Here is a 13457-nt window from a genome sequence, read left to right as displayed (position 1 = left end):
AAATTTGTAAGAATGGCTTTGCTGTGTACTCGCAGTGGGTCAAAAAAACTTTCCTTGTCATGAGGCTAACTATCATCCTATTACTTTCAGTTATGTTTGCTTCAGCGGCAAACAGCTATTCTCAGACAGCAAAATTCTCGATGAAACTGAACAATGTTACCCTGAAACAGGTGTTTCACGAGATTGAGAAAAACAGTGAATTTATTATTGTCTACTCCGACGACCTGGTGAATGTCAATCAGAAAGTTGACGTAAGTGTTAGCGAAGTAACGGTTAACAACCTGCTGGAACAAGCATTGCAGGAAACGGATCTGACTTATAAAATTAGTGACCGTCAGATTGCTGTGATGAAAAAGGCAGACAATATGCTAAGTATTCCGCAAGAGAAGAAAACGGTTACCGGTATTGTAAACGACTCAAAAGGCGAACCCTTAACAGGTGTTACCATTGTGTTGAGAGGTACCATGACAGGTACGGTAAGCGATGCCGACGGAAAATTCAACATGGATGTTCCGGCCAGTGGCGGAGTGCTTTCCTTGTCGTTTGTTGGTTTCCAGACCCAGGAAGTTGAAATTGGCTCGCAAACCATGTTCAACATCGTACTGAGGGAAGACATTATGCAACTCGACGAAGTAGTGGCCATCGGTTACGGTGTTCAGCAAAAAAGAGAGGTGAGCGGATCGATCAGCAATGTTTCGGAAGATGAGTTCAACAAAGGTTTGACCAAAGATGCGGTTGACCTGCTAAAAGGAAAAGTGGCCGGTTTGTCCATTACTTTGGGAAGCGGTGACGTTACCAAGGAGCAAACCATTCGTTTGAGAGGTACTTCTTCGCTTACCGGAAGCAGCCAGCCTTTTATCGTAATCGACGGAGTTCCGGGAATGAGCCTTTCATCGGTTGCACCACAGGACATTGAATCGATCAGTGTGTTAAAAGATGCTTCTGCCGCGGCTATTTATGGTTCGCGTTCGGCCAGTGGTGTAATTCTGATCACTACCAAAAAAGGAAAAGACTACGGAACTGTTATTGAATACGATGGCTATCTGGCAGCCAGTACGGTTACCAATGTGCCGGATGTTTTAACAGCCAAAGAATGGCGCGATTACGCAGCTGCCAACAGCATTAACACCGAAGGGCTTGATTTGGGCGCCAACACCGATTGGTTTGATGCCATTATGAGAACCGGTGTCAGCCAGAATCATAATGTATCGTTCTCAGGTGGCGGACGCAACAGCAACTACCGCGCGTCGGTTTCCTATCTCGATCAGAAAGGGGTGGTAAAAGACAATGAGATGAAGCGTTACAACGTACGTTTTTCGTTTAACCAGAAAGCATTGGACGACAAACTGAATGTTTCGTTTACCGGTGCCATTACCAGCCGCGATTATTCTCCAACCGACACACGAAATTTTGTATTGGCTTACAACATGATTCCGGTTGTGCCGATAAAAAAGGACGACGGAACCTGGTACGATACACAGGAGTACGACCAGGGAAACCCGGTAAGAAACATCGAATACAACAGTAGTTTACATAAAAATTCCCTGTATTTCGGAAACATAGACGCCCAGTTAAACCTGTTTGAAGGTTTTACCGCCGGAATTAAATTGCACAAGCAAAGAGCCACCAACGATTACGGACAGTACTACGATTCTGATACAGAACGGGGACGGAACGACCAGGGGTTTGCCAAGCGCGAAAACTGGACCAGTGACAAAGAATTGCTGGAAACAACGGTTAACTACGAAAAATCAATCAACGATCATAAATTAGCATTGCTGGGTGGTTATTCTTACGAAGAAAACTATTACCAGAACTCGGGAGCCCAAAACCGTCAGTTTGTAACCGATTTTTTTGGATACAACAACCTGGGAGCAGGCGAAAATCTGCGTCCTTCGGATGTTTGGTCAGGCAAAAACATGAACAAGCTGGTTTCTTTCTTCGGAAGGGCTAACTACAACTACAAAATGAAGTATATTCTGACGCTTTCGATGCGTTACGACGGTTCTTCAAAATTTGGAGCCAACCACAAATGGGCTACCTTCCCATCGGTATCGGGTGCCTGGCGTATCAACGAAGAGTCGTTTATGCAAGGACTGACCTTCCTGGATGATCTGAAAATCAGAGCCGGTTACGGTGTGTCGGGTAACCAGGACGGTATTGATCCTTACAAATCGTTACAGCTTTACGGCAATTCGGGTCAGTACTACGACAATGGTAAATGGTACAGAGCTTACCAGATCAGTCAGAATGCCAACGAAAACCTGAAATGGGAAGAAACTTCGATGTTCAACATCGGGGTGGATTACAACATCCTGAACAGCCGGATCAGTGGTACCATTGAATACTACGACAAACGAACCAAAGATTTGTTGTACACCTACCAGGTTCCGGTTCCTCCATTCCTTTATCCCGATATGCTGGCCAACGTAGGGGAGATGTCTAACAAAGGGATCGAGATGTTGATTACCGGTGACATCATTCGGAAAGATAAGCTGCGTTGGACGGCTTCTGTAAACCTGGCGCACAACAAAAACAAAATTACCAAACTCTCCAGCGATGAGTTTTCTACCAGCTCCATTCTGACTGGCTCGGCCTGGATTAGGGGAGGTTCCAGTAATACCACTCACATTGTGGAAGAAGGCCGCGAAGTGGGCACTTTCTATGGTTGGTTGTGCAAAGGTTTGGACGAGGACGGAATGTACATCATGGACGATATGATTGACGGAAAACCCGGACTGACCAACGACGACCGTACTTACATCGGTTCGGCACAGCCTAAACTGACCTATGGTATTTCCAATACGATTTCCTATAAAAACTGGGATTTGAATTTCTTTTTCAGAGGTGTTTACGGCAACGATCTGCTGAACTTCTCGAAAATGTCGTATGCTACCACCCAGTGGTTGCCGGGTGCCAATGTTTTGCACGACGCTTTGACCATCGGGTTGGCCGACAATCCAAAGTACTGTAGCTATTACATCGAGAAAGGCTCGTTCCTGAAGTTGGACAACATCAGCCTGAGTTACACTTTCGATGTGTCGAAAATTGAAGAGATCAGGAAAGTAAGGGTGTATGTAACCGGACAAAACCTGTTTACCATCACCAATTATACAGGCCTTGATCCTGAAATTGAAATGGCAGGACTCGACCCGGGTATTGAAGGACGGGAGTACTATCCAAAATCAAGGACTATTTCCCTGGGTGTAAATGTTAGTTTTTAAACTTAAACAACTTTGAATTATGAAAAACAAGAAAATATTATCACTGGTCTTCGTCATTGCTTTTTCTTTCCTTTATCAGGGATGTACCAACCTGGACGAAGAAGTTTTTGATAAACTGCCCGTGGATGAATTTGGCAATACCGAATCGCAGATAAATTCACTGATTGCCCCGATATACCGCACCCTGAAGAATGTATTTCCATCGAACTATTTTCTGTTGAGCGAATGTTCTGCCGACATGGCTGTTACTCCTACCCGCAAAGGTGGCGACTGGTGGGACGGTGGTCAGTTTAAAGAGCTGCGGTTTCATACCTGGACGCCTAACACAAGCCTGGTAAAGAGTTCGTACAACGCAGCCATGGAAAGTATTTCGAGTTGCAACAAGATTTATTCGATGATCGAAGAAAATGAAAGCATCGGCAACAAGGAAGTTATTCTGGCTGAGATCAGGGGTGTGCGTGCTTACTGGTATTATCTTTTGCTTGACTATTACGGAAATGTGCCGATTGTAACTGATTTTAAGGATACTTCCAATCCGGTAACCAAACCCAGAAGCGAAGTTTACCAGTTTGTGCTGACTGAACTGAACGCGATCAAAGATGTGGTGCGCGAAGATGTAACTGCAGCCAGTTATGGGAAAATTACCAAGGGGGTTGTGTATACTTTGCTCGCCAAAATGTACCTGAATGCATTGGTATGGTACCCTGAAGGGGGTGCAAAATGGCAGGAATGTGCCGATGCCTGTGATGAGGTAATGGACCTGGGATATGTTTTTGAACCCAACTTCAAGGCCAGTTTTGTGGTACAGAACCAGAATTCAAAGGAAATTATATTCCCGGTTGTATTTAGTACTGCCGATGGTGGCAACCATATTCACAAAAGAACTTTGCACTACCTTGATCCTATTCCGTTAAACCTGAAAGTGGGTACCTGGAACGGTGTAAGTGCCATGCCTCAATACATAAAAGACTACGACGAGGAAGACAAGCGGGTAGCCTGGTCGTTCCTGCTTGGCCCGATGTACAATACCGACGGTAGTATTCTGATTACGGCACATGGCCGCCAGTTGATTCACACCGTGGATATAGAACTTAAATACAACCTTGACGAAGATGGTTGGGGACAGGTAGAGCAGGAAGAAGGTGGACGTTGCTCGAAATGGGAATTCGAAAGTGGTTTGAATGGTGACATGGAGAACGATTTGGCTATTTTCCGTTTGGCGGATGTGTACCTGATGAAAGCGGAAGCATTGGTTCGTTTGGGAAAAGAAAACGATGAAGCAACCCGCCTGGTTAACCTGATCAGGGGGCGTGCTTTTGACAATGCCAGCAAGTTGCTAGGCAGCACAACGCTTGACGATATATACAAGGAAAGACGTTTTGAACTGGCCTGGGAGAGCAGTGCGCGTCAGGATATGATTCGTTTTGGCACTTTCCTGGATGAAATACCCGGATGGAAAGGTGTTACTCCCGAAAAATGTCTGTTATTCCCGATTCCGCAAACAGCATTGGATGCAAACCCGGAATTGGATCAGAACCCCGGCTACTAACCGAGCGGAACTGTATCTATAAAATCCATTGCCGGAGTCTCCGGCAATGGATTTTTTTTGTAGCAGAATGCTTACAGTTTCTTCAAACCTTTTGTAGCTGTTTTATCAGCTACCGGAACAATACTGATTGCATAACCTCCACCCGGAGCACACAACTGTTTTAGTTTTGATTGGCTGTTTACTACATACTTCTTGATTTCGTAAGCCTTGGGATTGGTTTTGTAGTCCGCGTCTTTTGCATCGGCATATACCGTTGCCAGGTATGTTTTTCCGGCATCCAGAAAATCAAAAGTGATCTCCGAAGTCCGGGCAACTTCGTCGTTGGTGCGGCCCACAAACCAGCTGTCGGTGCCTTTCCCTTTTCGTGCGTAAGTAATGTAATCGCCGGGTTCGGCTTCCAGCACCCGTGTTTCATCCCAGTCAACCGGAACATCTTTTATAAACTGAAAAGCATCCAGGTGTTGCTTGTAGGTTTCGGGCAGGTCGGCCGCCATTTGCAGCGGACTGTACATGGTAACATACAAGGCCAGCTGGCGGGCAATGGTAGTGTTTACATGCGAGTGGTTGTTCGGATTGTATTGGCTTACATCGGGTTCAAAAATGCCTGGAGTGTAATCCATGGGGCCACCAATTAAGCGGGTAAACGGCAGAATGGTCGTATGGTCGGGGTGACTGCCGCCAAAAGCTTCGTACTCGGTTCCACGGGCCGATTCGTTACCGATCAGGTTGGGGTAAGTCCGGCACAAACCGGTAGGACGAACCGCCTCGTGCGCATTTACCATGATTTTATAGTCAGCCGCCTTTTTTACTGCATAGAGGTAGTGGTTCACCATCCATTGGCCGTAATGGTATTCACCGCGCGGAATAATATCTCCAACATAGCCGCTTTTAACAGAGTTGTAACCGTTGTCGACCATAAACTGGTAAGCGGTGTCCATGTGGCGTTCGTAGTTCCGCACCGAGCCCGACGTTTCGTGGTGCATCATCAGTTTTACGTTCTTGCTTTTGGCATATGCATGCAGTTTCTGCACATCAAAATCGGGATACGGTGTTACAAAATCGAAAACATAGTCTTTTGATTTTCCAAACCAGTCTTCCCAGCCAATATTCCAGCCTTCCACCAACACCGCATCGAAGCCATGCTCGGCAGCAAAATCGATGTATTCTTTTACGTGAGCCGTATTGGCTGCATGCGTTCCGTTGGGCTTTGTTTGGGAATAATCGGTTTCGCCCAGTTTTACACTCGGCAGGTTCGTATACGACCAGCTGCTTTTCCCGGTGATCATTTCCCACCAAACGCCAATGTATTTTACCGGTTTAATCCAGTCGGTAGTTTCGTACGCGCAAGGTTCATTCAAATTGAGCGTAATGTGCGACATCAGAATATCGGCCGCTTTCTGACCTGCAATTACCGTTCTCCAGGGCGTATGACAGGGCGCCTGCAAGTAAGCCATATTGCCGATGGCATCGGGTGTTAATTTCGATTCAAACACCAGGTTTTTATCATCCAGTTCGAGGTGCATACACGAGTATTCAACCAGTGCTGCTTCGTGCAGGTTAATGTAGTAACCATCGTCGGTTTTCATCATCAGTGCGGTTTGAACGGTAGTGGGAGAGGCCGGTGTTTGAGAGGCATTGGGTGTAATCGCTCCCTGCATTAAGCCCCGTATTTCAGAGAGCTTCGAAGTGGTGTAGTCGTATTCCTGTGTGTCGTAATCTCCCGGAATCCAGAACGCAGTATGGTCGCCGGTCATGGCAAATTGCGTGTGTTCATCTTTCACCACAAAATAGGTGAGGTTTTGCTGCTCCGGAAACTCGTAACGAAACCCAAGGCCGTCATCAAAAACACGGAACCGAATCAGCATTTTACGGTTGGTGGAAGTTTGTTTCAGCGTTACAGCCAGTTCGTTGTAATGGTTTCTGATTTCTTTTTCTTCGCCCCAAACCGGTTGCCATGTTTCGTCAAAAGTGGATTGTGTTGATTCTTCGATCGAAAATCCATCCATCAGCGATTCGCTGTCTTTTGATTCCAGTCCAAGCCGGCTGGGGTTAATGATCGAATGATTATTCAGCTTCAACTGGTAAAAGGGAATTCCGTCTTTTAGCTCGAATGTGAGTTGCATTTTTTCGTCGGGTGACGTGATTTGTTGTGCCTGGCTGAATACGGATGTAAATGCCAGCAAAAGAATAATGACTAGTTTGTTCATGATACCTCAGATTTATTTGCCTTATGGGGTTACGACAGCCGGAAAAGAAGTTTCATTCTGATTGAACTTATTCCCCGGAAATTAAGGCCTTGTTTTTGTAAATAGTTAATTATAAGCAAGTAGTAAATACTGCAAACGTTTGTGGTTGCAACATTTTTTTTTTGCTCTTTAAGAGGTTCTGAAAAAAAACTCTTGGTAAAAGGAATTAAAAGTAGACTTTCAGTAAGTTACCTGGGAACCCAATGCAGACGGGCTCTGATCAGTTCGACGCCGTCGTTTTCGCGAACAACACTGCAAAGATGGTTATTTTCGTCAATAATTTGCTTTTTCACTGACAGAAAATCACCAGGAATACCTTCCTTGGCAAAATTGATCTCAAACTCTATCAGCCTGTTTTTGTCATGAAAATCAAAGTCATAGCTGTCAATGATCCGCTCGAGGTAGCGGCCACTGTTGAAATGCTGGTTTACGTCAATTTCATTCAGCAGTACGGGTGTAAATACAAGCTCTTTTTCCGATTTTGGGGATGGTACTTTGCCGGCAAATCCATCAAAAACCCGCTCGTCGTGAAACGGAAAATTATTAAAGCTGTCGAAACGAAGAATGCGTTTGGTTTTCAGATCGAGTACCAGCCAGCTTGTGGTGGCCCTGATAATGGTTGTTCCGCTTTCGTCAATAAAACGAATATCGCGGTGCGCTAAAAAACCGTCGGTTCCGGCGGGCCATGTTTCCAGTCTGAACTTCTCTCCCCACCGCGGACGCCGGTCAATTTTTACCAGCAGGCGCGACAATACCCAAAACTGTTTGTCCTGCTGAAGATTCTCAAAACCCACTCCCAGCATTTCTGCATGTTCCCAGGCAATCTCCTGGATTTGCCAGAATAGATAGGAAGTAGACAGTTCTGCGAACCGGTTTACAAAATACGATTTGGTAGAAAGTTCCTGTCGGTGAATATTGACGATTGTACTCATGGTTTTCGATTTATACAAACGGTTCGGTTTACACAAGCTTAATGAGCGGGTAAACTTTTTTGCAAATTTATTGTTCGGTTTTGAAAATCGGTAACAAATGTTCAATTTTGCGTGCATATTTAAGGTTTATGGGAAAGATTGTAATTAAAACACCGGAGCAGATCGACGGTATCCGAAAAAGTGCCAAACTGGCTGCTCAGGCCCTGGATTATGCCGGGCAATTTGTAAAAGAAGGTGTAAACACAGAGTTTATTGACGACAAGATCGAAGAATTTATTCGTTCCCATGGAGCTATTCCCGCGACCAAAGGATACAACGGGTATCCCAAATCGAGCTGCATTTCGCTAAACAATGTTATTTGCCACGGAATTCCTTCCAAAAATACAATTCTGAAACCCGGAGATATTCTGAACATTGACATCACCACCATTTTGGATGGTTATTATGGCGATACTTCAAGAATGTTTACGGTAGGACATATCAGTTCAGATGCTGACGAACTGATTGATGTGACTTTGCATTGTCTTGACCTGGGGATTGAACAGGTAAAACCCGGGAACCGGTTTGGAAACATTGGTTTTGTGATCAGCCGTTATGCCAAAGCCCAGGGATTTAGTGTGGTGTACGAGTTTTGCGGTCATGGTGTGGGCATCGACTTCCACGAAGAACCACAGGTAGATCATGCTGCCCGTCGTAACTCAGGACCGGAAATGCGCCCCGGAATGATCTTTACCATTGAGCCGATGATCAACCAGGGGAAACCCAAGGCAAGCATCGACAAGAATGACGGCTGGACAGCGCGTACCATCGATAATAAGCTGTCTGCACAGTTTGAACATACGGTTTTGGTTACCGCTACCGGTTGCGAAGTGCTGACCGATATTCACAACGAATATCCGATTACTTAAGCCGTCCTACAAAGTATTTTTGATTCTGTTTTATTAACCCTCTCTTCTGTCTCTTCTTTAAGGAATGGAGAGACGATCAGTCTTATTTTCTGATTTCTTATTCCTTATTCGATGTTTCTTATTAAAATCATTTGTATTTTCTTCGAATTCAAATATCGAAAAGATAAGTAAAAGGGTAGCTGTTAAGACGGAAGGATATGAGGATGGGAATAAAATCTAATCGGTGAAAATTTCCCATAAAAAAACCGCTGTCTTTCTTTCGAAAGGCAACGGTTAAAAAAATGAGTTATTCGCTGTTTAAAATTTCCAGGCTAAGCTGTTTGTCATCCAGTCTTTTACTTCCAGTTTGCTTTCCACTTCGTTTTCCACTTTCAAAGCGCCGGTTTTAAAGTTGGCCTCGTCGGTCATCCAGTCTTCCAGTTCCAACGTTGCATCTTCGTCCACGGTCAACAAACTGGCTGTGTTGCTGAAAAAGCTTTCGTTTACCATCCAGTCTTCCAGTTCAAGTGCATCTTCTGCTTCTGTCAGAATAGAAGTGGTAGCTGAAAACCTGTTTACATCTAACATCCATGATTCCACCTGAAGAGAAGGTTCTGCTTCTGCTACGAAAAGAGAATTCAGTTCGGTGTAATCGGCAACTACTGCTTCTGTCGGGTAAATGGTTGCGTCAGTGCTTTCTTCAGCCATTGCATAAGCTATTTGGCTAAAGCTGTTGTTTCTCAAAATGTTTTTCCAAAACTCCTGAGCGTTTACGGTAATGCTTAATAAAACCAGGCTCATGATGACTGCCATTGTTTTGGTAACTGCTTTCTGAACATTGTTTCTTGTTTTCATGACTCTTTCCTCCTGCTTCTTGTTTTCTTGTTTCTTGCTTTGCTTGTTTTTTTGTTTTCTGCTATTAAGACGATCAAGTTTTTGTTTCGTTACAAATTTTTAGAACTTTTTTTAAAAATGTACTGTACTAAACATTGAACATTGTATTGCAAATATATAAATAAAAGATAATACCATGCAATACATAGTAGTGTGAAAATTTAAAATATTTTTAGTGTTTTGTTTTAACTGACTGTACTTTAGCGGATTATATGTTTTGTGTGATTTCTGTTTTTTTTCATGATTAGGGGAAATACATGGTGCTTTTTGATTCTTTGCTATTTTTATACCCGTAAAATCGCTTAGCGAAAAGAATTTTTGTCATTCGGAATCGGAATAATTTTATTTATTTGATTGAAAAAGGAAAGAGTATGTCATTAGTAATTGAAGAAAAAGATCTCGAAAAATTTATAATGGTTGGCGACAGGGTGTTGGTAAAGCCGAAGAATCGCAGCGGAAAAACAAAATCGGGATTGTATTTGCCACCTACTGTGCAGGAAAACGAGCAGGTACAAAGTGGTTATATTGTGAAAGTAGGACCTGGATACCCGATCCCGGCGGTGAGTGAAGAAGACGAAGTGTGGAAGGAAAGCAAGGAGACCGTTAAATATGTTCCGTTGCAAACACATATTGGCGACCTGGCCATTTACTTAAACAAAAGCGGGCACGAAATTGAGTTTAACAACGAGAAATACATCATTCTTCCGCATTCGGCCATATTGATGATCATTCGCGACGAAAACCTGTTTAAATAGGACGATAGATTTTCCAAAAATAGTTTAACCATTTCAACGCAATGGAATGGCTTTTTTTATTGAAAAGCTTTTTTAGTGGCTTTGTAACCCATTTCGTAAAGCTCGTCGGCATGTTTCCGAAGAAAGATATCGTATTCGTCAATGCCGCGGGGTTCAATGTAATAAGTAGCCTGTTTTTTTATCTCCTCAATTTTGGCGTTCACGCTCATGTAAACCGTGCGTGTGGCAATCTGTACCAAGTTTTTCAGTTTGGCCTTTGGGTTAATGGGGCTGATATTGGAAACGATGATCTGTTCGCAGTCGTTTTTTATCGGCTCAATCGGGACATTGTCTACAAGCCCGCCGTCCACGTACAAATCGCGTCCAAGCGTTACAGGCGCAAATAATACCGGAATCGACGACGAAGCCAGCACTGTTTTTCCAAGCGGTCCTTTGTTTTTATATTCAACAGTACCTTTGTTGAGGTTTGAAACTCCCACAAAAAAAGGCACTTCTAAATCTTCGATCTTTTTCACGTCAATCTCTTTCTCGATGATCTCTTTTAGGCCGTCCAGTTTTAAGAGTCCATCCACCGGAATATGAATTTTGGTATACTGAAAGAACCAGCCTTTTTTAAAGATTTCCACAATCCGTTCGGGCGATGTTCCGGCAGCAATAAAAGCGCCTGCGATTGCGCCTGCGCTTACTCCCGATATTACATCGGGTTTTATGCCCATGTCGTGGAGGGCGGCAATTACGCCTATATGAGCGAATCCTCGGGTTCCGCCACCGCTAAGTACCAAGCCGGTGTTGTATTTTTTTGCCATCTTTACAAAAGTAAGAAATCATCCATACCAAATTAATCTGCGAATAATAATCTGAATGTGTTATCCGAATTTGTTGTGAATTTTGAGTGCAGGTTAATGTGAAATAAAGCCGTGATTATGAGTTACGAAGAAGATTTAAAGATTGAGAAATTTACCGAAAGCGATTTTGAATTCTATTTTAAGCTGGTTGGTAACGCAAAAGTAATGGCAATGATTACGGAAAGGGCTTTGTCGGAAGATGAGGCCAAAGATGAGTTTTCAAAAATTGTCCTTAATAATGAACTACATTCCTTTTTGGGTACTTATAAAATTACTGGTAGTTCAAGTAACAATTTTATCGGATTTGTAAAATTAACGATTCAGAAGCCGAATGATACAGAAGCCGAATTGGGATATATGTTATTGCCGGAATATTGGGGGAAAGGAATTGCCGGGGTGATGGCCCGAAATATGATCAAAAGATCCAGGTCATTAGATCAGTTAACCCGAATAAAAGCGATAATAGATCCGAACAATATTCCGTCTAAAAAGATCTTGCTGAACAGCGGATTTTCATCTGTTCGATTTGTTGATTTTGACGGATTACCCGGAGAAATACTGGAGTTGCAGTTGAACCGACCTTTGGACTGATTCGACAGTTTAATTTGCTAAACGATCAAAACGCTTAGTCCAGCGTAAACCACCTTTGCATCAGTTCATCATCGCCTTGGTCGTCTTTGTGCATGTACAGATTCTTACGATTCAGGTACTGATAATCTTTCTGGTATTCTCCAATGTTCGAAACAATGTCGGCCAATGCTTCCATCATTAAATCAACTTCAGCATCGGTCATTGTTGGGTGTAACGACCAGCGCACCCAGCCCGGTTTTTCAGAAAGGTCGCCATGACTGATCTTATCTGTTATCTCCTCTGACTTTTCGTACGATACTTCAAGTAGAAAATGTCCGTAAGTTCCGGCGCAGGCACAGCCACCACGGGTTTGGATTCCGTATAGATCGTTCAACAGGCGCACCAGCAGGTTGTAGTGAATTCCTTCCACATAAAAGGAGATCACGCCCAAACGGTTGCGAACATTGTTGGCAAGGATATTCAGTCCCGGTATTTTATCCAGCCCGGTAAAAGCTCTTTCGAGCAATTCTTCTTCGCGTTGGCGGATATTGTCCACGCCCATTTTGTCTTTCAGCTCGAAACACAGCGCGGTGCGGATTGATTGTAAAAATCCCGGAGTGCCGCCGTCTTCCCGCGCTTCAATATCGTCAACATATTTATATTTTCCCCACGGATTGGTCCAGTCTACTGTTCCGCCACCCGGTTGATCGGGCACTTCGTTTTTGTACATCGATGCATCAAAAACAATCACACCGGAAGAACCCGGTCCACCCAGAAACTTATGGGGCGAAAACATAACAGCATCCAGTTTTTCCATCGGATCTTCGGGGTGCATATTTATTTCGTCGTAAGGAGCCGACGCCGCAAAATCGATAAAACAAACCCCGCCGTATTCGTGCATTATTCTGGCCATTTCGTGGTAGGGAGTGCGAACACCGGTTACGTTGGAGCAGGCCGTGAACGATCCGATCTTAAAGGTTCTGTCTTTGTATTGCTCGAGTGCTTTTCGAAGGTTGTTGGTATCAATCAGCAGCCCTTCACCGGGCTCAACCACCACCACGTCGGCACTGGTTTCGTACCACGATGTTTGGTTGGAGTGATGTTCCATGTGCGTGATAAATACCACCGGCCGTTCGCGTTCGGCAATACAGCTTTTGCCGCCTATTTTTCCGCAGTATTTCAGCCCCAGAATTCGCTGGAATTTATTTATAACGGCAGTCATCCCAAAACCTGCGGTGAGGATCACATCATCGGGACAGGCGTTTACGTGTTGCTTGATCAGTTTATGAGAAAGGTGGTAAGCATGTGTCATCCGAATACCTGTTTCGCTGGTTTCGGTATGTGTATTCCCGACAAAAGGACCCAGGTCGTTGGAAATGCGGTTTTCAATGGGGTGGTACAACCTTCCGCTGGCGATCCAGTCGCCATAAACAATTTTCTTTTTACCGTAAGGCGTATCAAATTCCTGGTCGATCCCAACAATATTTTTCCTGAACTTTTCGAAATACTTCTCCAGCATGCTTTCCTTGTAAATCATAAGTGACGCAAAATAAGC

Annotated in this window: 10 protein-coding genes; 5 read left to right on the top strand and 5 right to left on the bottom strand. The window is 44.1% G+C overall.

The genetic code is table 11. From position 1 onward, the window contains the following. The first annotated feature begins 59 nt into the window (after positions 1-59). A complete protein-coding gene (locus INQ51_RS02610; protein ID WP_233376338.1) occupies positions 60-3224 on the top strand; it encodes a TonB-dependent receptor in 3165 nt (1054 codons plus the stop codon). A 19-nt stretch (positions 3225-3243) separates the two neighbouring features. Then, on the top strand, positions 3244-4773 hold the full coding sequence (locus INQ51_RS02605; protein ID WP_233376337.1) for a RagB/SusD family nutrient uptake outer membrane protein: 1530 nt from the start codon (positions 3244-3246) through the stop codon (positions 4771-4773). 71 nt (positions 4774-4844) lie between these two features. Here INQ51_RS02605 and INQ51_RS02600 read toward each other — a convergent pair whose 3' ends face one another. Together INQ51_RS02600 and INQ51_RS02595 are read right to left on the bottom strand one after the other, a co-directional pair. Further along, the gene (locus INQ51_RS02600) at positions 4845-6980 is read right to left on the bottom strand and encodes a glycoside hydrolase family 97 protein (RefSeq protein ID WP_233376336.1); all 2136 of its coding nucleotides are present in this window, start codon (positions 6978-6980) and stop codon (positions 4845-4847) included. A gap of 227 nt (positions 6981-7207) precedes the next feature. After that, positions 7208-7951, bottom strand: coding sequence for an acyl-[acyl-carrier-protein] thioesterase (locus INQ51_RS02595; RefSeq protein WP_233376335.1), 744 nt, complete (start codon positions 7949-7951; stop codon positions 7208-7210). A 128-nt stretch (positions 7952-8079) separates the two neighbouring features. On the opposite strand from INQ51_RS02595, the gene map reads away from it, so the two are divergent. Then, on the top strand, positions 8080-8859 hold the full coding sequence (gene map, locus INQ51_RS02590) for a type I methionyl aminopeptidase (protein ID WP_233376334.1): 780 nt from the start codon (positions 8080-8082) through the stop codon (positions 8857-8859). Between the two features lie 297 nt (positions 8860-9156). Here the strand turns inward: map and INQ51_RS02585 are convergent, their stop codons facing one another. After that, a complete protein-coding gene (locus tag INQ51_RS02585; protein ID WP_233376333.1) occupies positions 9157-9693 on the bottom strand; it encodes a hypothetical protein in 537 nt (178 codons plus the stop codon). A 410-nt stretch (positions 9694-10103) separates the two neighbouring features. Here INQ51_RS02585 and INQ51_RS02580 point away from each other — a divergent pair, with 410 nt between their 5' ends. Continuing rightward, a complete protein-coding gene (locus INQ51_RS02580; protein ID WP_233376332.1) occupies positions 10104-10487 on the top strand; it encodes a co-chaperone GroES family protein in 384 nt (127 codons plus the stop codon). A 56-nt stretch (positions 10488-10543) separates the two neighbouring features. Here the strand turns inward: INQ51_RS02580 and INQ51_RS02575 are convergent, their stop codons facing one another. Continuing rightward, positions 10544-11293, bottom strand: a complete 750-nt coding sequence (locus INQ51_RS02575; protein ID WP_233376331.1) for a patatin-like phospholipase family protein — start codon at positions 11291-11293, stop codon at positions 10544-10546. A gap of 117 nt (positions 11294-11410) precedes the next feature. Between INQ51_RS02575 and INQ51_RS02570 the strand changes: the two genes are divergently transcribed. Then, on the top strand, positions 11411-11923 hold the full coding sequence (locus INQ51_RS02570) for a GNAT family N-acetyltransferase (RefSeq protein WP_233376330.1): 513 nt from the start codon (positions 11411-11413) through the stop codon (positions 11921-11923). A gap of 34 nt (positions 11924-11957) precedes the next feature. Here the strand turns inward: INQ51_RS02570 and INQ51_RS02565 are convergent, their stop codons facing one another. Further along, positions 11958-13439 (bottom strand): aminotransferase class V-fold PLP-dependent enzyme, encoded by a 1482-nt coding sequence (locus tag INQ51_RS02565; RefSeq protein WP_233376329.1) that lies wholly within the window; start codon positions 13437-13439, stop codon positions 11958-11960. Between the last annotated feature and the right edge of the window lie 18 nt (positions 13440-13457).

The organism is Maribellus sp. CM-23 (assembly GCF_021354595.1).
Taxonomy (GTDB): Bacteria; Bacteroidota; Bacteroidia; order Bacteroidales; family Prolixibacteraceae; genus Draconibacterium.
This window is presented reverse-complemented; position numbering and strand designations above follow the sequence as displayed.

Coding starts and splice junctions, on each gene's coding strand:
- INQ51_RS02610 (WP_233376338.1), top strand. CDS start 60: ATGAGGCTAACTATCATCCTATTACTTTCAGTTATGTTTGCTTCAGCG.
- INQ51_RS02605 (WP_233376337.1), top strand. CDS start 3,244: ATGAAAAACAAGAAAATATTATCACTGGTCTTCGTCATTGCTTTTTCT.
- INQ51_RS02600 (WP_233376336.1), bottom strand. CDS start 6,980: ATGAACAAACTAGTCATTATTCTTTTGCTGGCATTTACATCCGTATTC.
- INQ51_RS02595 (WP_233376335.1), bottom strand. CDS start 7,951: ATGAGTACAATCGTCAATATTCACCGACAGGAACTTTCTACCAAATCG.
- map (WP_233376334.1), top strand. CDS start 8,080: ATGGGAAAGATTGTAATTAAAACACCGGAGCAGATCGACGGTATCCGA.
- INQ51_RS02585 (WP_233376333.1), bottom strand. CDS start 9,693: ATGAAAACAAGAAACAATGTTCAGAAAGCAGTTACCAAAACAATGGCA.
- INQ51_RS02580 (WP_233376332.1), top strand. CDS start 10,104: ATGTCATTAGTAATTGAAGAAAAAGATCTCGAAAAATTTATAATGGTT.
- INQ51_RS02575 (WP_233376331.1), bottom strand. CDS start 11,293: ATGGCAAAAAAATACAACACCGGCTTGGTACTTAGCGGTGGCGGAACC.
- INQ51_RS02570 (WP_233376330.1), top strand. CDS start 11,411: ATGAGTTACGAAGAAGATTTAAAGATTGAGAAATTTACCGAAAGCGAT.
- INQ51_RS02565 (WP_233376329.1), bottom strand. CDS start 13,439: ATGATTTACAAGGAAAGCATGCTGGAGAAGTATTTCGAAAAGTTCAGG.